This window comes from Chryseobacterium sp. FR048 (assembly GCF_056844665.1).
In genome coordinates this window covers 79,893-99,238 of record NZ_JBXDSE010000007.1, presented here as the reverse complement: position 1 = coordinate 99,238, position 19,346 = coordinate 79,893, and the positions used below count along the sequence as shown (strand labels likewise).

23 protein-coding genes are annotated in these 19,346 nt (G+C 33.7%); all 23 read right to left on the bottom strand.

From position 1 onward, the window contains the following. Positions 1-47 precede the first annotated feature (47 nt). Positions 48-713 carry a hypothetical protein gene (locus tag AC106K_RS19185; protein ID WP_482447065.1) on the bottom strand — a complete coding sequence of 222 codons (666 nt, stop codon included), beginning with the start codon at positions 711-713 and terminating at the stop codon, positions 48-50. A gap of 99 nt (positions 714-812) precedes the next feature. Beyond that, positions 813-1,595: a hypothetical protein gene (locus tag AC106K_RS19180; RefSeq protein WP_482447064.1), complete on the bottom strand. Its 783-nt coding sequence runs from the start codon at positions 1,593-1,595 to the stop codon at positions 813-815. Positions 1,596-1,673: 78 nt separating this feature from the next. Beyond that, positions 1,674-2,099 (bottom strand): DUF1801 domain-containing protein, encoded by a 426-nt coding sequence (locus AC106K_RS19175; protein ID WP_482447063.1) that lies wholly within the window; start codon positions 2,097-2,099, stop codon positions 1,674-1,676. A gap of 4 nt (positions 2,100-2,103) precedes the next feature. Beyond that, on the bottom strand, positions 2,104-2,691 hold the full coding sequence (locus AC106K_RS19170) for a hypothetical protein (RefSeq protein WP_482447062.1): 588 nt from the start codon (positions 2,689-2,691) through the stop codon (positions 2,104-2,106). 289 nt (positions 2,692-2,980) lie between these two features. Next, positions 2,981-3,598, bottom strand: a complete 618-nt coding sequence (locus AC106K_RS19165) for a hypothetical protein (protein WP_482447061.1) — start codon at positions 3,596-3,598, stop codon at positions 2,981-2,983. A 122-nt stretch (positions 3,599-3,720) separates the two neighbouring features. Beyond that, positions 3,721-4,302 (bottom strand): hypothetical protein, encoded by a 582-nt coding sequence (locus AC106K_RS19160; protein ID WP_482447060.1) that lies wholly within the window; start codon positions 4,300-4,302, stop codon positions 3,721-3,723. A gap of 34 nt (positions 4,303-4,336) precedes the next feature. Continuing rightward, positions 4,337-4,741 (bottom strand): NUDIX hydrolase, encoded by a 405-nt coding sequence (locus tag AC106K_RS19155; protein WP_482447058.1) that lies wholly within the window; start codon positions 4,739-4,741, stop codon positions 4,337-4,339. A 52-nt stretch (positions 4,742-4,793) separates the two neighbouring features. Then, positions 4,794-5,270 (bottom strand): hypothetical protein, encoded by a 477-nt coding sequence (locus AC106K_RS19150; protein WP_482447057.1) that lies wholly within the window; start codon positions 5,268-5,270, stop codon positions 4,794-4,796. A gap of 79 nt (positions 5,271-5,349) precedes the next feature. Then, the gene (locus AC106K_RS19145) at positions 5,350-5,844 is read right to left on the bottom strand and encodes a hypothetical protein (protein ID WP_482447056.1); all 495 of its coding nucleotides are present in this window, start codon (positions 5,842-5,844) and stop codon (positions 5,350-5,352) included. Positions 5,845-5,912: 68 nt separating this feature from the next. Continuing rightward, the gene (locus tag AC106K_RS19140; RefSeq protein WP_482447055.1) at positions 5,913-6,569 is read right to left on the bottom strand and encodes a hypothetical protein; all 657 of its coding nucleotides are present in this window, start codon (positions 6,567-6,569) and stop codon (positions 5,913-5,915) included. A 79-nt stretch (positions 6,570-6,648) separates the two neighbouring features. Continuing rightward, entirely contained in the window at positions 6,649-7,158 is a 510-nt protein-coding gene (locus AC106K_RS19135) for a hypothetical protein (protein WP_482447053.1), read from the bottom strand. Between the two features lie 124 nt (positions 7,159-7,282). Beyond that, positions 7,283-7,699, bottom strand: coding sequence for a hypothetical protein (locus AC106K_RS19130; protein ID WP_482447052.1), 417 nt, complete (start codon positions 7,697-7,699; stop codon positions 7,283-7,285). A gap of 1,469 nt (positions 7,700-9,168) precedes the next feature. After that, the gene (locus AC106K_RS19125; RefSeq protein WP_482447051.1) at positions 9,169-10,017 is read right to left on the bottom strand and encodes a metallophosphoesterase family protein; all 849 of its coding nucleotides are present in this window, start codon (positions 10,015-10,017) and stop codon (positions 9,169-9,171) included. A gap of 182 nt (positions 10,018-10,199) precedes the next feature. Further along, entirely contained in the window at positions 10,200-10,427 is a 228-nt protein-coding gene (locus tag AC106K_RS19120; RefSeq protein ID WP_482447050.1) for a hypothetical protein, read from the bottom strand. A 51-nt stretch (positions 10,428-10,478) separates the two neighbouring features. Beyond that, complete coding sequence (locus AC106K_RS19115) at positions 10,479-11,417, bottom strand: Kelch repeat-containing protein (RefSeq protein ID WP_482447049.1); 939 nt, start codon at positions 11,415-11,417, stop codon at positions 10,479-10,481. 182 nt (positions 11,418-11,599) lie between these two features. Beyond that, the gene (locus AC106K_RS19110; RefSeq protein ID WP_482447048.1) at positions 11,600-12,259 is read right to left on the bottom strand and encodes a DUF2461 domain-containing protein; all 660 of its coding nucleotides are present in this window, start codon (positions 12,257-12,259) and stop codon (positions 11,600-11,602) included. A gap of 207 nt (positions 12,260-12,466) precedes the next feature. Continuing rightward, a complete protein-coding gene (locus AC106K_RS19105) occupies positions 12,467-13,381 on the bottom strand; it encodes a Kelch repeat-containing protein (RefSeq protein WP_482447047.1) in 915 nt (304 codons plus the stop codon). A gap of 185 nt (positions 13,382-13,566) precedes the next feature. Next, the gene (locus AC106K_RS19100; protein ID WP_482447046.1) at positions 13,567-14,607 is read right to left on the bottom strand and encodes an alginate O-acetyltransferase AlgX-related protein; all 1,041 of its coding nucleotides are present in this window, start codon (positions 14,605-14,607) and stop codon (positions 13,567-13,569) included. Between the two features lie 3 nt (positions 14,608-14,610). Beyond that, positions 14,611-16,047, bottom strand: a complete 1,437-nt coding sequence (locus AC106K_RS19095; protein WP_482447045.1) for an MBOAT family O-acyltransferase — start codon at positions 16,045-16,047, stop codon at positions 14,611-14,613. Between the two features lie 443 nt (positions 16,048-16,490). After that, positions 16,491-16,988, bottom strand: coding sequence for a hypothetical protein (locus AC106K_RS19090; protein ID WP_482447044.1), 498 nt, complete (start codon positions 16,986-16,988; stop codon positions 16,491-16,493). A gap of 70 nt (positions 16,989-17,058) precedes the next feature. Next, the gene (locus AC106K_RS19085; RefSeq protein WP_482447043.1) at positions 17,059-17,967 is read right to left on the bottom strand and encodes a hypothetical protein; all 909 of its coding nucleotides are present in this window, start codon (positions 17,965-17,967) and stop codon (positions 17,059-17,061) included. Positions 17,968-18,090: 123 nt separating this feature from the next. After that, complete coding sequence (locus tag AC106K_RS19080) at positions 18,091-18,633, bottom strand: hypothetical protein (RefSeq protein ID WP_482447042.1); 543 nt, start codon at positions 18,631-18,633, stop codon at positions 18,091-18,093. 183 nt (positions 18,634-18,816) lie between these two features. Continuing rightward, entirely contained in the window at positions 18,817-19,254 is a 438-nt protein-coding gene (arr, locus tag AC106K_RS19075) for an NAD(+)--rifampin ADP-ribosyltransferase (RefSeq protein ID WP_482447041.1), read from the bottom strand. Positions 19,255-19,346 lie beyond the last annotated feature (92 nt).

Sequence of the window (19,346 nt, the reverse complement as noted above, 5' to 3'; positions counted from 1 at the left end):
TCGGAAGTTGATTGTAGTTTTCGTTTTTAATACTGATCAAATGCTGATTATACATTTTGCTTATTTTTCTTCCTACATACCAGACCTAAGGTCATCAGCAGCATGGCGATGGCAAAAGTAGCAACATAAATGATTATTTTGTACCGGTCATTTTGCTGACTGAGATCTGAAATTTCTGTCTTCAGATCATTTATTTTCCTGTTGGATGGGGTTGGTTCATCAATAATAACATCCATCGGATTTTCATTAGCTAAGATTTCTGAATTTCTGAGTGTGTTTTTATATTCGGTACTTAATGCTTCCAGTTCTTTTAAATCTTCCGGGGAAAGCTGATCTGCTCTTTTCTGCAGCAGACAGTGTTCCGAATAAAGAAACCCGGTATCTTCTTCAAAATAGGCGAAAATCAGAAACTTTCCTTTTTCTGTAAAAGGAACATCACAGGAACGGATGGGAGAAGCGAATAGCGTAGCGAAATCCTTATAGAACTGATCATTGTATTCATATTTGTAAACCTTATCAATCCTGACCCTGCTTAAAATGTTCTGAGATGTTTTAAATCCTGATGGAGCTTCTGTATAGCCTTCAATTTCTCCTATGAAAACAAAATCTGCCTTTTTAAAAGAAGACTGTAAGGTAGGAGTATATGCACATTTACAGGCTGATATTTTAATAAAAACCAATAGGGAAAGTAAGACAATTCTGAATGTCATCATGCTGCATTTTTACTTGTTAAATATATAAATAATACCTGATTTGGGCATTTATACAGCTAAATCTGATCCCTGAAATCTTTAGTTTAACCTTATGATATTCTAAGGGAATTTATCCATATTATTTTTTACCAATTCGTAAAGCCTGTCTATAAGAACTGGCCTTTGAGCAATAAAATACGCTTCACATTGTAGATAATCCCGGTTGTTTTGTAATTCGTTGTTCGCGGTGATATAATTCTGAATCCCTTCATTAGTTTTATGCTGATCATCAATCATTTTCTGAATATCCTTTGCATGTCGTAGAGAAACGGAAAGGTCATGAAGTCCCAATGTTTTTTCAAACTGTTCACAGACTGTTTCCAAATTGAATGACAAAGCCGTTCCATAGCTTTCCCAGCTTTCATAATTAAGCCATTCCATAGAAGTTAGAAAGCAGTATATTGCCGGATCCAGTTCTTTTAAGTCATCAAAAATGAGCCAGAATTTTCTTTTGAGGTGGTATTTTTCTTCAACGACAATCATGATTTTGTCTAAGGCCTCTTCCTTTTTGTCTTTGAATTTTCTCAGAATAAGTTCGGTTAGCGTGTAGCGATCTTCATCGATGCTTTTCAGCGTCCGGGGAATATCAAAATCATTTTGCTTTAAATATCTGACTGCGGTTTCCTTTGTTACTTCTGTTTTATGGATGATCTGAGCGGTCATTTCTTCCTGAAACAGTATTTCAGCTTTCTCCAGATCTCCACCAGTTCTTTCCAGCAGGATCAATCCGTGCCGGATCCCGACAGGAATTCGCTGGCGTAGTATGTCGAGTTGATCTTTATAGGTATTGTTCACTTTAGCTGTTGTTTTACTCTTTTCTATTAATAATGCTATCCCCATCATCTTCTTATAAAAGTCTTCAAACTTATCTTTTTTAATGTTTTTCTCATGACCATTATAATAGTTTTGGTAAGTGAAAGATTAATGTTTTTGCTCGCTTCCATACCGCATAGCAGTTTCAAGAATGTCTATATTTATATCTTTAAGAGCTTTGAACTTAATGCAGTATCCGGTCACATTTGCTTTTCCAATTTTTTCTCCAAATGTTCTGTTCAGATAAGTTTTGTCATCTATTCCCATAATATAGACCGATATACCTGTTGTATTGGCACTCATGCCGATCTGATAAAAATCTTTGGTTTTTCCATCTGCATAGGTCATTGTATAAAGTCCATAACCGATATTCGGATTGGAAACAATTTTACCTTCATTGTTTTTGCCATCCAAAAACCACAGTCGACATCCTGGCATGAGCTCCATGATGATACGGTGAAGTTGCTCCATATCGCTGCGTTTGGGTTCAGACTGGATGGTGATGTATTCTTCGATCTGGTGTTGAATGGTCATATGGCTATATTTCTTTTTGTATAATAATCCCTTTAGTCTGCAGATACTGGTCAATATCATCGTCATCAAGCGCATTACCATTGTTCAGGTCATAGATTCTGCCAGCTCCGTCTGAAGACTCTAAAAAGGCATGCAGTGTAGACTGAGTTTCTTTTTTCGCATTTTTCCAGCAATGAAGAAGGAAATCTTTCTCCAGTTGAAACTGATTTTCCCAATAGTTGGCAGGATCCAAATCGTCAAATTCATCAAGGTGTTCAGAATAATCAATATTGTTTTCATCCAAAACATCTCTGCATAATTCATGCACCTGAATATAATCATAGTCTTCTAATCCGTGGTCTTTCAAATGAAGTTCAGGAGTCTGAATCGTTTTACCCTGATCATAATAATCGTAGCTGGGGGAAACAAAAATAAAACTTAAAGGACTTGAAGCATAATAACATACACTAAGCACTTCAATGTTGGTATTATCTTCTCTGAATTTATATTCTGAATCTAAAATGTTTGTAAAAAAATCAGTGATTGGTTTTTCCCGGGGGAATAGAAATGTTTTTTTGAAAGCTTCATCAATTTCCAGTTCTATGTTTTCCATGTCTATATTAAGTTTTTTGTGAAGGTAAAAATAAAAAAAGCAACGGACTCAAATATTTGATTAATGTTGACTTTTAACCGGAAATTTTCCACCTACATAGAAGGGAAGAAATTTCTTTGAATGATCTAATAGTTCGTTTTGTGCACAAAATCGGAAATAGCTTTCACAAATTTTTTATTTTCTTCATAATAGAGTATGTGTCCACCATCGATATTGATTAGGGAATAAAAAAAGAGGTGAAATATTTCCAAAGCACTCTGATTTTGTACTGCAAATATTGATAAATAATTTAATCCCTTGTCCGAAATAACAACAGTTCAGTTTCTGATAGTATTTTGTATTCGAAATTGATTTCTTTCCAGATATTGATCAGTTTTTCTTTGGCGACCTGATCATCAGATACAACAACGCAGTGGTCTGTAGAATTCCACTCCGGTTTGCGTATTAGATCAAATTTGTTATTCACTTCCTTGTCCATTCTTCTCACTCCGGTTAAAATTGACAAACAATCAACATCATCTGTATTGATATAATTTCGACGCAGAATATTCTTTTTTATCTTTTCGGTCAATAGATGCGAGTGGCTAGGATTTTCTTCATTACTTTCAAATAAATCCATCAGATACTCATGATCCTTTATCTTTTCTTTTGTTTCATCGGTTTCAAAAAGCTGACAGATGTCTTCATCAAACCATTCTCTGGAGCCTAAAACTCTGTATTCTTTTGTAGCTTTATCATAAACTACAGGGCCGGAGCCGATAATACGTCCTCTTTCATCATCCATATCATATATTTTATGTTTCCAGAAGACGATCACCATATCTTGGGTATCGAAGTATTCCCGGATTTCGTAATCAGGGCTGATTTCTTTTTCAATAAGTTCCTGAACGTACTTTAAATCGATCATGATATTGAATATTAACGTTAATGAATTGAAGTATTCTGTTGTAAATTTAAATACTAATATGAAAAACCTGCCACTTCCTTGAAATAACGATGATTAAAAACTCAAAAAAAATTGAATAACTTTTATGGAAAATCAAGTCTGACTTTTTGTATCTCTTTTGAATGGTGCGGATTGGTTTTATCGGGCAGAACCCAGTCTACATAAAGTTCTTTATTTTCGATACGGATGCTGTCAATACAATAATGAGGAAATAGGCTTGAACAGTTTTTCCAGTTTTCTCCTATGAACTGTTTTTTCTTACCATCCATACTTTCTGCGACCAGTTTATAAGGCAAAGAATCGGTTTCGTAGACTACAATACCTTTTACAGGTTCATAGGATAATGGATTTTCGTACAATTTTACTTCATTATTGGTAAATGGTAAAATCAAATCGGTCCAGGTATCACTTCCATTTGAATGCCTGAGGCACATATATTTTTCATTGCTCCATTGTAAATGAGTTTTATCATCAAGATAATGGTTGCTGATGGGTTTTGATGAACGGAGAGATGTTTTTCCATTCGTCCATTGTAAAAAGGAGGTGGAATCTGTTGCTTTAATTATTTTAAATGCATGATCCCGATTTAATGTTTCTATTTTGTTATTTGAATGGCAGCTCCATAGTATACTACCTCCCAGGAAAATTGAAAGCAGGTTTTTCATGATAGTGTATTTATTCAAATTGATAGATTGTATCTTAATCCAATAGGTTATTACGATGTAAGTCATCAAAAATTAACTGATCAACTTCCGATATTTTGTCTTTGTCTGAATAGGTTAGCCATCTCATTTCTTCAATTTCAGCACTGGCTTTTAATTCCCCTGAATACTCCCCGGAATAACAGGTCATTTTTACGATGATCCCTTCTTCATGGCTATGTGCCTGAGCTTCATAAGTTCCCATGTATTGAAGCGTTACAGGATCAATTGTGACACTTAATTCTTCACTGATCTCACGGATCAGAGCTTCTTCGTCAGTTTCTCCCATTTCCCTTTTACCGCCCGGAATATAGTATTTGTCTTTTCCGTAGCTTTTGGTTGAGAGAATTGATTTGTTTTTTAGTTCGATCCAGGCGAGTTTGTCTATTAGTTTTTTTGACATTTTGTAAATATATTGTTTTGTTAGTATTTGTTATTGAAACTTTTGAGGGTTTTTATACAGCATAAAACTCAGAATTCCAGCTTTCCAGTAGAAAGTCATAGCCTGTTAATTCCGGAATTTCTTCAGAATGAACAAGCCTTACCCTTGCATATTGCATTTCCATTGTCTTTTCAGTGGTCCAATCGAAAAAAGAGATCAGTCTGAAATCATTTTCCTTTGTTTTCAACTGTAAGAGTTTCCATTCAGTAAACTGTTGATGGGCCGGAGCGAACATGGTTCCAAAACCTAAAGGTCCATAATTAGGAATGATTTTTATATTTTCATAAAAATCATGATCATTTTTCAAGATCGGGATTTCAGAATTAATCTGATTAAGCACGGTTTTTTGAAAAAGAATTTCATCGATCTCCTCAAAATATTCGTGAGAATAATATTCGGAATCTTTCCAGTCTACATTAAGAAAATAATTGTTGTAGAGCTGCCTGGAGGAATCCCGGTATTTAAAGATTCTATGGGTAATATTGGTCATAAATTTAGGGTAATAAAGTCTTTTTTATGGAGATATTGAAGTAAAATAATAGTCGTTTGTTTTCCAAATCTTTCTAATTTCAGAGTATATTTATAGGTAGGTTCTGTGGAGAAAGAGTTTTTTTTATCCCTTTTTCTATACGATCATAAGCTAAACGCAAAATTTCTTCGTTGGTAGAAAAACCTGATTCTTCCAGGAATTGTATTTTCAACCTGACGTCGTTAAGGAATTCCAGATCCGGATTTTTAACATTTTCAATATAAAACATGTCAAAGAGTAAGCAATCACAATCTTCGTAATCTTTTAGCAGAATAAATTCTTTAAAGAACAAGTGATAATTGTCAATGTTTATCTTTCTGTCTTCGTCATAATGTAATATTGCTCTTGCAAAAATAGAATGTTCATGATCTTTAAAATTGACCAGATCACGATCAAGTTCTTTCCAATCTGCGTCATTAAATGTATCAAGAATTTCGTAGATCCTTTCATTCCCACCGTTTACCCAATAATCGCCATCTGTCTTTTTATCTTTTTCAATGATCTGTTTAATCGTTAGAATTTTATCTGTTGTCATTCCTGATGCTGTGTTTTTTCTATTTTTAGTTTTATTAGGATTGTTTTGGATCTTTTGTAAGATGATGATTAACGTCCTTCAGATAATTTTTGTTTCAGGTTTCCCGATACCAATTCGTTTTCGATCAGATAGGCGCTCATCATTTTTAAGAATTTTCTTGCTTCCTTTAGGTAATCTTTGTCAAGAAAAGAATTGTCCGTTGTTGCTAGATATACGTTTGCTCTGCTGATAAATACACCGGCACTTTCAAATGCTTTACTTATAAAGGATGTCCCAATTAAAGAAATATAGGCTACAAACTCATATTGAAAGTGATTCCTTCTCAAATATTGACCAGGCATTTTCTCATTCATGTATTTAAAGTATGAAGTGATTCCAATATCTTTCAAATATTTTTCCTGTTCGATGACAAAACAATCGTCTACAATTTCACCATTCAGATCAGACTCAAGCTCATAATAACCGATAGGCTCTAGGTTGTCGAGATAAATTTCATTTTCAACATAAATGCCTATTCTGGCCTTAATAACAGGAGCGATATAGCGATCATCAATCCTGTATTGATAGCCGTCAAAGATCGTTTTGATTTCATGGCGTTCAAAGCCACCTATCAGATCATCAGGCTTTTCTGAAAGTATAGAATTTAAGGTGTCAAAAGCCCGTTTTTTCAAGCCAAAAGAGTTCGCTCTTTCGGTTAATAATGCTTCAAGTTCTTCGGCTGTCATATCATGATTATTAGTATTCGAATTTACTAATAAATTTTGGTCTGAGAATTATTCAGGAATGTGATATAAGCTACAATTATTATATTTTTCGGACATTGCGAATGATATTTTGAAAAATATATTCATCGATTTTTGTTGCTGTAATTTCTGGATTATTATTTTTCCACAGAAGGAATAGTTTTTCATATTCCTTTGTTGTTTTATAATCTGTGAAGATTATTTTTTTGAAGTCATTAAAATCCACAAAATTTAATTTCCAATGGCGGATAAAGTTTCCATCCCGTATCTCGAGCAATTCATAAATACCTTCTTCGTCATCTTCATCGTCATATTTCCCTCTAAAATCATCAATCCTGATTAATCCTGAGAACCAATTATATTTGTCATCAGGGAATATATTTTTTAGAGTACGATGATGATCCTCAGATTCTTTACTGAACATCCAACGCATTTTTTTTATAATTAACTCGTTGTTCTTTATTTCAAAATCTGCGACATAACCTCTCCAGCAAGCTGAAAATGATCCTATATTTTTAGGCTTCTTTTCAGGGAATTCTTTGAAGAAATAGTCTAAAATTTCATTATTCAAAGAATATTTTTTCCCTTTGTAATGTAATGAATCCCGTATTTGCTGTGTCATTTTGATGTAATGGTGTTTATTGACTGAAATCAGAATGTCAAATAAATTTTAAACGGTTTCCTGGCTAATTAGATTAGTCAATCATTATATCTCCATTTCCAGAAACCCAGTAATGATGAATATTTAATTCTTTCAGTTGTGGGGTTAGATTTCCTATTGCTTTCCTGATGTTTTCATCATCCGGATGAGCTATTGCTAAAGTTACCGTGGGATTTTTGAATCTTTCTTCTAACATTTTTACGATGGCTTTACCAAAATGTGTTTTTACCTGGCCACTATCAAAATGACTTCTTTTTTTGGTAGGAGAGCTGTCGTCAGCTTTTGCGCCTTTTACTTCCATAAACATCACCTCTCCATTTTTTGCAGCTACAATATCATGCCCTCTTGTCTGGCCCAGACAATAACTCTCTATTTTCCATCCATTGTTCTCAAGATGGTTCATCAGGATTTCTATCGTTTGATTTTCGGTTAATTTTGTTTGATATAGCATACTTGTTTTTTTGTTTCCTTGATGTTATTTTTTGTTTTTAAGTCAGGAGATTTATGATGATTTTCTAAGTGTTTATAGCATTTTTACCAAAACAATCTATATATAGCCATATATGATGGATGTTATCGTATGAAGAACTGCTGATATTAATGAGATGCCTACTAACAGAAGTGAAGGCAGGTTTATTTTATTTTCTTTAATAAATACAAATAGGGCCAGTAATAACGGAAACGAAAACCCTAATAACAGTCTGGGACCTAAGACATCAATTCTTGTGAAATAAGCAGAAACTAATGTTAAGCATATAAATGTTAAACTGTTGACGATCAAAAAAACGTTATATTTTGATACATAATATTTACTTTTCTTAAGCACAGAAAATATGGCTATACCCAGTATTCCCACGATTCCTAGTGAAAGCAGGTAGGGAAGTTGCCATATACGGGGCAGGCTTTGTAATTCTACTATCTTACTGATAGGGCGCCCGAATGGCTCTATGGTTGTTGTTATTTCATATTTGGATAAACTGATATATTTTATGAAATTCAACTTTGTGAGTTCTGAGCGATTACCGGTGAAATATCCTGTGAATTGGTAATTTAAAAAAAGATAGAACACTAAGATCAGAACGCTTATAAAACAAGAAGCAAGAGCATAAAAATACTTTTTGCTTAATCGCAGATACAGTAAACTTAATATTGCTGTAGGAAAGACAAAGAATATTGAATTGTATTTAGTTAAAATTAGCAATACCAGAGTTATTGTGTTTTTTAACAGATATTTTTTAGAGTCAATTTTGTCTGTGTAGAACAGATAATTTAAATGAAGAAATATAATAAGAAGTGGTAATATTATATTTTCACTCCATGCAAAAATATAATTATACTGAAACGATGAAAATGCCAGAATGGCCCAGATTTCTTTCCAATAAAATTTAAATTTATAAGTGTAAATAAAGCAAAACAGGATCGATATAATATTAATGATCTTGTAGGTGATCAAATAATCGTTGATGATGATATTGATTATTTTTAACAGACTAGGATAAAATATCGGAAACAGTGAATCTTTAATGATTGGCAGATGATCAGCAATTTCTATATAATCATATGAATCAGGGGTTAAATAGTCACCTATATACCAGGCTATAATTAAGTTGATAAAAATGACAATCGGTAAAATAATAAAATATGAATCTTTCTGTTTACAAATCATTTTTGAAAGTTACTATTAATATAAATATGGGTTAGTGTCACGAACTTACAAATTTCCTGATGATTGTGAAACTCAGCTGACCACAAAAAGATAACAAGTTTCCGGGACTTCTCTATAAAAACAGATTCATTTAGATTTTTCTGCTAAGGATCTCTTAGAAACTATAACCATTCCCCTGAGTACCGAATAGTTTTATTTTAATGGCTTCAAAGTCAGACTACTTATTGCGAAAGTGTATTTTTGTAGGCAAAATTTTATTGCGATTTCCAATTGTATTTTGTCATTTTATTGGTCAGTTTCTGATCAACAATTTCAAGGTCTAATTTTCCGTTTTCTTTTGTCAGTATAATCATGCAGCCTTTTTCTAAAATTCCACTTTCATTAAATTCCAGCTCTTTTACCTTGATGGATTGCGTGATGCCATTTTCATCTGTTTCCTGTTTGAAGGGTTCTCCAGTATGTCCATAAAAATGGTAATGAAAAATAACATGATCTAATACCGCTCTGATTTCAGCCATTCCATAGCCTCTTTGGGAGCTGTCATCTTTATCATGGGTGATTAAGACATCAAAAAGATCTTTTGTTTTAAGCAGTTTTTTTATTTCTTTTCTTTCGTAGTCCTGAATAAACCGCTTTTCTGATCTTCCTTTACGGTCACCAATTCTGCCAATCCCTACAAAAGACAAAACTTCATTATCAGTTCTTAATTCCTGTTTTAGGCCAGATTTACATACGAAGACTTTTCCATAAGCATCAATAGGAAACAGGCTTTCCTGAAAATTTTCTTTTTCCAGGTGGTCTAAGAAATCATGGTCTTCATGATTTCCCCGTACACAGATCATATCAATATTAAGTTCATCTAAAAATGACTTAATGGCTGGATTTATCGTTGTAAAGTCGTCATGAAATCCCAATTCGTCCCTATCATATTGGGCATGTTTTATCGTTGCTTTGTCCAGATTTTCAATATTGGGATAGGCTCCCATATCTCCACATTGCAGAATAAAATCAATGGTGTTGCCTGTTTCCTTTTGGTACAGATCAACCAATTTGAATGGTAATAATATTTTTCCGTGGATGTCAGAAAAAATGGCTATTCTCATAGATTAATTTCGTTTTTTATGGTCATCTGTTTTTTAGACTTCATCTCTTTTTTATTTTCTAAAGTCCTCATCTTTGGGAATGTCTTGTGGTAAAGATTTAACTTTCTTACTGTGTCAAAGCTGGAAAATAAGTCTTGCCTTCATTTATTTGAAGAACCCGAACTGCCTTTACATAGGCTTTTTTAAGGCATTCGGTCGATTATTTCTCCTAATTTTTCAGCAATATTATCTTTCGACATATTGATTATTTTCCATGGTCCTCCATCAAACTTTGAAATGGTAATGAAATGATCTTTGTCAAATTTAAAAGTATAATAATAAGCTCCATCTATTTTGTCCACGTTTCCTATAATCTCAATATTATATTCCGTATTGTTGAAGCTTAAATTAATTATATCCGGTTTTTCCATTTGGTTTTTCGGGTTTAATATTGTAAAAATCTTTGAGGCTTTGTTTCTCATCTACTGAGAAAGCGGTATATTCAGATTGATCGTTAATTCATTAATATCTGCAACCTCTGTGCTGTTAATAGATGAGGAGAGGCTAGTGGTTGTATTTCCACCAATGATATATAATCTGTTGTTATATACTTCTGCTGCTGAGTGCCTTCGGGGAATCATATTGGATGATACCTGATGGAGTTGGTTGGTGGCAGTATCAAAATAGGCCAGATAATTTTGATTCACATAATCGCCTACGATAAAAATCTTATTGTCGGCTACTGCTAAAGAATGTCCGGTTACCCCATCAGGCATTGTATATCGATGGGTCCAGAGATTGGTTTTAAGGTCATAAACGTCTATCAGATTAGAGGCCATCCCGTTGAAACCACCAATCACATAAAGCTTATCATTCACAATTTTGCCTTTTGTTTCTTTGGCTGAAGGCATATCCGGTAATGAATGCCAGGTATCTGAAGCAATGTCGTAATACTGAAATTTATTAGAAAATACATTGCTCCCGGCTCCGTTTAATCCGCTGCCCCCAAACACATATATTTTACCATGATAGATTGCAGAACCGGCTCCTGCGGCATAAAAAGGATTAACGGCTCCATTGGTTATCGTATTGGTGGTAAGATCTAAAATTTCAAGATTAAAATTTTCCAAACCGTTGAAAATATAAATTTTGTTATTGTAAACCTCGGAATTGGCAAATCTTTTGGGAATCAGACTGGAGTTAATAATAGTCCAGCGGCCATCAGTAATATTATATTTTTCAATATAATTGGCATTTTTAATGGCTGTATAGCCATTGGCTACATAAATGTTGTCATTTAGAATTACACTGCTTACAGCGCCTCTGGCTGTAGGCATCCCTGGAAGTTTTTTAAAATGTAGTGTTTGTGAATGAGCTAAGAATGAGCCGAAAAATGAAAGGATCAATAATTTTGTTTTCACGGGTGTTTAAGTTTTGTTTTTACTGATTTTCTGCAAACAATTCAGAGATTACTTTTGATATTGAATTGTAATGAAAACCGAAGTTTAAAGATAAGGAAAATACTAAGAGAATTTTTTTCGTTTTGGCTTTATTTTATTAAGAGGAATGGGTAATGGTATTTTTTCGAAAAATGCGATCAGTTTTAAAACAAAGGTTCTCCATTGAGATCAGTGGTCAGTACTTCACTCATATAATCGAAAAAGGGACGCATTGCCAATAAAGTTAAAATAACTTCCTTCTGGAAATTATCAGACAGAACTTCTTTATCCGTAAATTTTCTCATGACCACAAATTGTTTTTTTCTGATCAGATCTATGGCAGGATGATTTTTATCAAAACCCCGGGGTGCTGTTTTTACTGAGTCCCCCTGAAGCGATCCGAAATAGGTTACGAAAGTTTCGTCAGAGGTAATTTTTTCAATTTCTGTGGTACTGATTTCAAATTCTTTGCGGATGCGAAGTAAATCTTTGGCTTCAGGTCCCCAAAAACCACCACCCACAAAACTGTTTCCCGGCTCCAGCTGAATATAATATCCACCTCTCAACATAGGTTTTGAGCGGGAATATCCCACCCCGAAATTGTCTTTGTAAGGGGTTTGATCTTTGGAAAACCGAACATCTCTGTAAATTCTGAAAATATGGATACCTTTTAGATGATCATGCTCCTGAAGTTCAGCATAGATCTTATTAAAAAAAACTTTGTTTTCTTTTACGATAGAATCATATTCAGATTTGTGATCGGCAAACCATTCCCGGTTGTTGTTTTTTCTTAATTGCTTGAGGAACTCAAATGCTTTTTTCATAGAGGAAAGGTATATCTAAAGTTATGTGGTTTTGGTAAAGATTAGGGTAAAGATAAAATATCTGTATCCAAATGTATAAGAAATATTGCTTCAGAAAAAATATTTGCAATCTATTCCCTCTATAAACATAATGATGCTTTTTTTATTTAAAGGCTTATAGAAAAAATACCAATTCCAAATAGCTTTAATTAGCTTACGATAGTTTTGTTAAAGGTTATCATCAATATCGGCTACTTGTATGCTTTTAATTGATGATTTGGTTGAAGAGGTTGTACTTCCACCGATGATGTATAGTTTATTATTATGTATTTCCGCTGCAGCATGTCTTCTGGGAATCATATTGGATGATAGCTGATGTAATTTATTGGTTGCCGTATCAAAATAGGCCAGAAAACTTTGATTATTAACCCCACCTACAATAAAAATCTTATTACCGGATACTGCTAATGAGTGTCCGGCTATCCCAATAGGCATCGTATATTGCTTGATCCAAAGATTAGTGCTGAGATCGTAAACATTGATCAGACGGGATGGAGTACCGTTGAAACCACCAATCACATAAAGTTTATCATTCACAATTTTGCCGCTTGTTTCTCTTGCTGTGGGCATATCTGGTAATGGATTCCAGGTATTGGAAGCAATATCATAATACTGGAATCTTTTAGAAAATACAGTAGTGGCGGCTCCATTTAATCCGCTGCCTCCAAATACATATATTTTGCCATTGTAGATTGCAGACCCTGAATTTCCTGTATAGGAATGATTAATAGCTCCCTTCGTTATTTTATAGGTTGCAAGGTCTACAATTTCAAGATGGCTGTTTCCCCAACCATTAAAAATATAAATTTTATTATTGTAAGTCTCCGAATTGGCAAATCTTTTGGGAACCAGACTAGAATTGATAACACTCCACTTATTATCAGTAATATTATATTTTTCAATATAATTGGCGTTACCTCCGTTTTCCTGGTAGCCATTGCTCACATATAGATCATTATTCACCATTACACTGCTTGTAGCCCCTCTGCCTATAGACATATTGGCAAGGCTTTTAAAATGAAGTGTTTGTGCATGGGCCAGCAATGAGCCGAAAAATGAAAGAAATAATAACTTTGTTTTCACGGGTGTTTAAGTTTTGTTTTTACTGATTTCCTGTAAACAATCCGGGAATTGTTTTTAATAGCGAAATTTCCTATAAAAATTGGGTCTTTTCTATATTTATTAGCGTAAAGTCCATAATTCCCATTTTCCATATATTTTGCTTAGAGTTACAGCTTTATAGAGATACATTGTTATGCGTTCGTACTTTATTCATGTGACATTATTGCTTCTTTTATTTTTTGTGCTATGAGTGTGCATGCTATTGGTGACCAGTGAGTATCATCAAAATAGTACATGTCTTTTTTGCTGTTCAATTCTTTTGTTAATATTTCTTTTGAGTTGATGTAGATGTACTCTTTATTGAGCTTATCAAAGTTATCAAAAAATACAGGTTTGGTGAAATTTTGTTTATCAGCGATATAGTCGTAATATATGTCGTATTTGTCTGGTGAAGGCAAAAAGATAAGTCTTATGTTTTTTTCTTTAAGCTTTTCAGAAAATTGGTTTAAGATTCCGTTGAGTTTGATGGCATTTTCGGGTACATTATTTTGTTGGGAATTATTCAGATCATCAATATAAAAAAGCAGCTTATTGGAATGATTGCTAAATAATGATGCCGTCTTTAATTCAACATTATAAACTTGTCCGTTAGCTAGATAATTCTTGTCTGTACGATATTTAAAAGTCAAATAAGGAAATCTCAGTGTGGTACGCGAAAAAAAATTGTATCCTTCATTAATTTGTTGAGGTTTATGATGCATGATTATTGAATCAATCTTATCAATATCAATTTTGGATTTATTATCTATATTTTGTATATCCTTAATTAGATTTCGCTCTACACCTTGTAAGATCACATATTGAACTTTATAGGTGTCAAAAAAATTACCATTGCACAATTCAATGAATTTTTGAATTTGATTACCAGAAATAAAGCGGTCAATATGCAAAATATTAAAATCTCCGGCCAGCATATTTTGATACCCGGACTTACCTTGTTCTGAAAATGAATCTCCGATAGTAAGGATTTTATACGTTTTCTTTTTCGATTCGGATAACTTCGTAAACTTTATTTCATGCTCAAACGCAGTGAATTTTTCCCTGTATTTCTTGTCTATATATGGAAGAGATCCTATACGCAATAAATCTCCTGAATTGTCATTATCTGCATAAAATAAATAGGTAATGAGATACAAAATCAGGAATGGCACAACGAAGAATGCTGTTTTTGAAATAAATCTTTTCATAGATTAAAACTGAAAGTAAATAAACTGTTGATCTTCTCCTGCAAACCAGAATATGGCAATAATGATTGCATAATACATGGCGTATCTAAACGGGCTTTTCCATCTCATTCCCAACTTTGCAATAGCGTATTGCTGTTCTCTGCCTAACCATTCGATAATAACAAAAATAATAAGAAGAAGAGTAAGAAAACGGGGTATAATAGTTGGAACGGAAAAAAGAGATTTAGAAAATATCCCTGAAACATATGAAAACGCATGAGTTATATTTTCTGCCCGGAAAAATATCCACGCAAATACAGCCAAAGCAAAAGTTGTGATCATTTGAAAAAATTCTTTTACCGTAGGAAAAGAATTGCCCTGGGCTACTGTTTCCAGATGATTGCGGTGGGTCTTCATGATAATGGATGGCATAATGAAAAGAGCATTTAAGGCTCCCCAAACAATAAAGGTCCAGTTGGCTCCGTGCCAGAAACCACTGACAATAAAGATGATGAATGTATTACGTATCCGCGTCCAGTTTCCCCCTTTGCTGCCCCCTAAAGGAATGTATAAATAATCTTTGAACCAGGAAGAAAGCGAAATGTGCCAGCGTCTCCAAAATTCAGCAATGTCTCTTGAGAAATAAGGAAATGCAAAATTTCTTAATAAATCTATTCCGAACAATCTTGCCGTTCCTATAGCAATATCAGAATATCCGGAGAAGTCTCCATAAATCTGAAAGGCAAAAAATACAGCGCCTAATACTAAAGTACTTCCGGATTGATCCGCAGAGTTATTGAAAATCTGGTTGGCAATTTCGGCACAGTTATCAGCAATAACGATTTTCTTAAAAAGACCCCAAAGTATCTGCCGCAAGCCGTCCACAGCTTGTGAATAATCAAAATTTCGTCTTTTTTTTATTTGAGGTAACAAATGGGTTGCCCTTTCAATGGGGCCGGCAACAAGTAAAGGAAAGAAACTCACAAAAACCGCATAATCTACAAAATTACTTTCCGCTTTGATTCTGCCTTTGTATATATCGATTACATATGAAAGTCCGTGGAATGTATAAAACGAAATACCTACCGGAAGAATTATTTTCAATGTCCAGGGGTTTACCTGCAGACCCATGTGAGAAACTGCTTCGGCAAAAGATTCTGCAAAGAAGTTGTAATATTTGAATACACCAAGAAATCCAAGATTTATGCTTATGCTTAGCCAAAACCAAAACCGTTTTCTTTTTTGATTTTCTGCATCCTGCATTTTCAGGCCAGTAAAATAATCTAAAAGCGTAGAAAACATCAGCAAAAATAGAAAACGCCAGTCCCAACACGCGTAAAAAAAGTAGCTTGCTAATAGTAATAATACATTTTGAAGCTTAAGATTTTTATTGGTTACAAACCAATACAGCAGGAATACTATTGGTAAAAATATTGCAAAGCTTATAGAGTTAAAGAGCATCTTTTATTTGATCAGTTTTGAGTTTTATTTACATGGTCGCTGTATAATGTACAAAGGAAAGAAAGCTAGGTGAAGCAAGAGAAAAACTGCTCTTTGCTTGTAGGTAAAACTGCTTTGATTATGGTCGAAATAACCAAGTTTTTGCTTTCCATTTGTATACGTTATGGAGACAAATATAAATAAAATTTGAGGGATAGGGGTATTTTATCTGGACAAGAGTAGGGCGTGTAGGTGTTTGTTATCTGAAGTAGGAAAACTTCAGATTGTTTATTTTATAGGTGCAACAAAGTAAGGAGCTTTTGTGGAATATAGTGGTAGTTTTATCCCTGCCACTGCACGAATCTTTTCGTATGGTGTATGTAGTATAGATTAAATATTAATTTAAAAGCCAAAGCCTCACGATACAACCCTATAGCAAACATAGGATGTAATGAGGCCGATTTTTATATCTCTAATATTTTCGTTTCGGTATTTTCATATTTTGTTTTTAAACTTTTAATTCTCTCCTCAAATTCGTTATAGATGTCCTCTATTTCTCCCGGATAAAAATCAAGCCAGCGACTATGATCTCTGTACGCTTTCTGTCCTTCAGCCAATTTTTTGTTTCTTTTGGATAGATTGGGTACTAAAACCTGGTTGATAATTAATCCGTGCTGCTTCAGCATTTCGGAGAGGGTATCAAAGTCTTCAATATTTAATTCGCTATTGCAGAATAAAATATTGTCTTCAGAACTCATGATCTCGTCAGAAATGTATTCAAGTTTCCTGAGGTAATATTCTTTTGATGAATGATATTCATATTTTTCAGGCATATCAAAACAGTTTATCATTTTAAAACCTGCATATTCAGAAGTGGGTAAATCTGATTCAGGAACCTGTAAGGTTAAAATAATGGATATTTTCTTTTTTGATTCTGATAAGATGTTTTTTATGAAATTCATGATTGTTTTTTTATATTTTATTACATTGAAGTCTAATATCTTTTTACTGATCAGCCGTTTGCATTCCGGATTATTTCCAAAATTCCCACCATTTCTTTTGAGCTTCGAATGCAGAGTTTAGCCCGGCTATACTTTCAGTTTCTTTTAGGGTTGAAATTTCTTCTGCTTTCAAATAAATATTTTCATATTCTTCATCTGTTAATTCGTCAACAAGATACTGTACTTCATCTACTAAATGAAACTTTTCAGAAGCTAATAGTTTTATTTTTTCGTACGGGATTTCAATTCTGGATTCTTCATGAGATACAACAACTACATCTGCCTTACTTAGAAATTGTTTTCCATTTTGATATAAAATAATAATATTTTTCTTTTCGCCTGTTTCCCTATTGGTAGTTTGTATGATATTGGGAATCTGATATTTTTCTCTGTCCCAGAATTGTGTTCTGCTGATATGGCTAACGAGTCCGTCATAGTAAGATTTCTCTGTACGGGTATCCAGTTTTTTGTGAATATTGGGTCCTACCTTATAATTCATATAGCAACATCCAATTTCTAATGTTTCCCCATCATTGCCAATTTTGTCTATGAAAATACTTATTCCTCCATATTTTTCCTGCTCTATCCATTTACTGTCATAATTATTTTTAAAGGTAATGAGGTCAATAGGATTTTCTTCATCCTCGGGTAATATTGGGGACTGTGTCAATTCAGATATTACTTCAGTAATATTTAATGCGATTTCAAAATCTGTTTCACTGGAAACGATATTCAATCCGATTGAATACTCCTGTTCCCGATAATTTAAATTGACTCCACGAGTGGATTTATCTTTAATGAAAGCTTTGCAGTTATATTCATCAATAAATTCATCAATATTTTCTACATAGCTAAATTCTATGTTGTCTGATTTTAATTTATCGGATAATTGTCTGTACGTGATTTTTTTTTCGGATCCTATCGTAAAATAAAAGCTCATGAAATTGTATTAGTTTTTTATGGTATTAATGGTTTTGAAATCGTTTTGCAATTTTAAAAATCCTTAGCTGCCGCACGAATCTTTTCGTATGGTTGCAGTAAAGCCTGGTCATCATTTCATCTTTTATTTCAAATAAATCTTTTCAAGAAGTTCCACGGATTCTGCTTCAGTTAATGGTATCTTTTTATCTGTATTGTTGGTTAGATTGAATGAAATCAGATTGTTATTTCTAACGGCATATAGTAAATATGAAGTCTGGTCCTTATGATCATTCTGAGGCATGTTTCGTACAATAATTTTCCAGATGATATAATTTTTGTCTTCGTTTCGCTTCACTTCAGAAACTTCGGCTTTCACTCCGGTTGAAGATGCCCAGTAATCATATTCCCATTTGTAAAATGCATTCAGCAATTCTTTTTCCGTTAAACCTGCTTTATAAAATTCAAATTTTTCAGGTTTTCTTACAGAGACTAACAAGTTTATTTTTTCTTCTTTATTGCTTAAGCGAAACTGTCCGGATTGTTTAAGTTGATCCTTATATTCCCATTTTCCGGGAAACTCAAATAGCTCTCCATTGATTTGAAAAGGAGTCTTTTTTTGGGCAAAAGAAAAGGTTGAAATTAGAAAAATAGCTAAGATTGAAAAATATTTAACGTTTAGTTTCATTTTGAGTATAGAGTTTTCCTGAACGGTTGGTTATTAGTTTTGTTTTGCGTATTTGGGTAAGTTACAGAAACAAATATAGGTAAAAGTTGAGGTATTTTTAGATAGAATAAGATATGATGTGCAGGTATAAGAAGTCACGAGCATGATGCTCGCGCTAGCGAAGGGATTATCTGGTTAATTGTTTTAATTGATAATTTCTGCACCCGGATTTTTGCGTAACTGGGCTATTCTGTCCCGCCAGTTTTGGAGTTCTTCATCTGTTAATCTGATCCAGTCTTTTACTTCCCCAACAATTTTTAAAGGTTCCTGGCTTCGGAAAGATCTTGTAGGATTTCCCGGAAATTTTTTATCCGTTACATTCGGGTCATTTTCGAATTTTCCCGTGGGTTCCACAATATACACGCGTTCCGATTCGTCTCCTTTGGCCAGTGCAGCGGCAAGCCCGGCCCCGTTTACCAGAGCGGTAAAATAGATGTGGTTCATGATTATTTCTGGATAATAATTGGATTTAAACCCGGCAGTAAGCAAGTCTCCGATTTTCAGATCAGCCTTTGTTCCGTGATAAAATGGCCCATTGTCTAAAATATCATCTGTAAAAGAGGTTCCTTTATTATTTTCCATTTTGTGAAATGTATTTGAGTTTTTCAGAACCTGTAAACTTATGTATTTGTTTTTAGATAAAAAAACGCTCTACAAAAAATAGAGCGGTTAGT

Excerpts from the sequence above, each read along its gene's own strand:
- AC106K_RS19185 (WP_482447065.1), bottom strand. The coding sequence starts at position 713 with ATGATGACATTCAGAATTGTCTTACTTTCCCTATTGGTTTTTATTAAA.
- AC106K_RS19180 (WP_482447064.1), bottom strand. The coding sequence starts at position 1,595 with ATGATGGGGATAGCATTATTAATAGAAAAGAGTAAAACAACAGCTAAA.
- AC106K_RS19175 (WP_482447063.1), bottom strand. The coding sequence starts at position 2,099 with ATGACCATTCAACACCAGATCGAAGAATACATCACCATCCAGTCTGAA.
- AC106K_RS19170 (WP_482447062.1), bottom strand. The coding sequence starts at position 2,691 with ATGGAAAACATAGAACTGGAAATTGATGAAGCTTTCAAAAAAACATTT.
- AC106K_RS19165 (WP_482447061.1), bottom strand. The coding sequence starts at position 3,598 with ATGATCGATTTAAAGTACGTTCAGGAACTTATTGAAAAAGAAATCAGC.
- AC106K_RS19160 (WP_482447060.1), bottom strand. The coding sequence starts at position 4,302 with ATGAAAAACCTGCTTTCAATTTTCCTGGGAGGTAGTATACTATGGAGC.
- AC106K_RS19155 (WP_482447058.1), bottom strand. The coding sequence starts at position 4,741 with ATGTCAAAAAAACTAATAGACAAACTCGCCTGGATCGAACTAAAAAAC.
- AC106K_RS19150 (WP_482447057.1), bottom strand. The coding sequence starts at position 5,270 with ATGACCAATATTACCCATAGAATCTTTAAATACCGGGATTCCTCCAGG.
- AC106K_RS19145 (WP_482447056.1), bottom strand. The coding sequence starts at position 5,844 with ATGACAACAGATAAAATTCTAACGATTAAACAGATCATTGAAAAAGAT.
- AC106K_RS19140 (WP_482447055.1), bottom strand. The coding sequence starts at position 6,569 with ATGACAGCCGAAGAACTTGAAGCATTATTAACCGAAAGAGCGAACTCT.
- AC106K_RS19130 (WP_482447052.1), bottom strand. The coding sequence starts at position 7,699 with ATGCTATATCAAACAAAATTAACCGAAAATCAAACGATAGAAATCCTG.
- AC106K_RS19125 (WP_482447051.1), bottom strand. The coding sequence starts at position 10,017 with ATGAGAATAGCCATTTTTTCTGACATCCACGGAAAAATATTATTACCA.
- AC106K_RS19120 (WP_482447050.1), bottom strand. The coding sequence starts at position 10,427 with ATGGAAAAACCGGATATAATTAATTTAAGCTTCAACAATACGGAATAT.
- AC106K_RS19110 (WP_482447048.1), bottom strand. The coding sequence starts at position 12,259 with ATGAAAAAAGCATTTGAGTTCCTCAAGCAATTAAGAAAAAACAACAAC.
- AC106K_RS19100 (WP_482447046.1), bottom strand. The coding sequence starts at position 14,607 with ATGAAAAGATTTATTTCAAAAACAGCATTCTTCGTTGTGCCATTCCTG.
- AC106K_RS19095 (WP_482447045.1), bottom strand. The coding sequence starts at position 16,047 with ATGCTCTTTAACTCTATAAGCTTTGCAATATTTTTACCAATAGTATTC.
- AC106K_RS19090 (WP_482447044.1), bottom strand. The coding sequence starts at position 16,988 with ATGAATTTCATAAAAAACATCTTATCAGAATCAAAAAAGAAAATATCC.
- AC106K_RS19085 (WP_482447043.1), bottom strand. The coding sequence starts at position 17,967 with ATGAGCTTTTATTTTACGATAGGATCCGAAAAAAAAATCACGTACAGA.
- AC106K_RS19080 (WP_482447042.1), bottom strand. The coding sequence starts at position 18,633 with ATGAAACTAAACGTTAAATATTTTTCAATCTTAGCTATTTTTCTAATT.
- arr (WP_482447041.1), bottom strand. The coding sequence starts at position 19,254 with ATGGAAAATAATAAAGGAACCTCTTTTACAGATGATATTTTAGACAAT.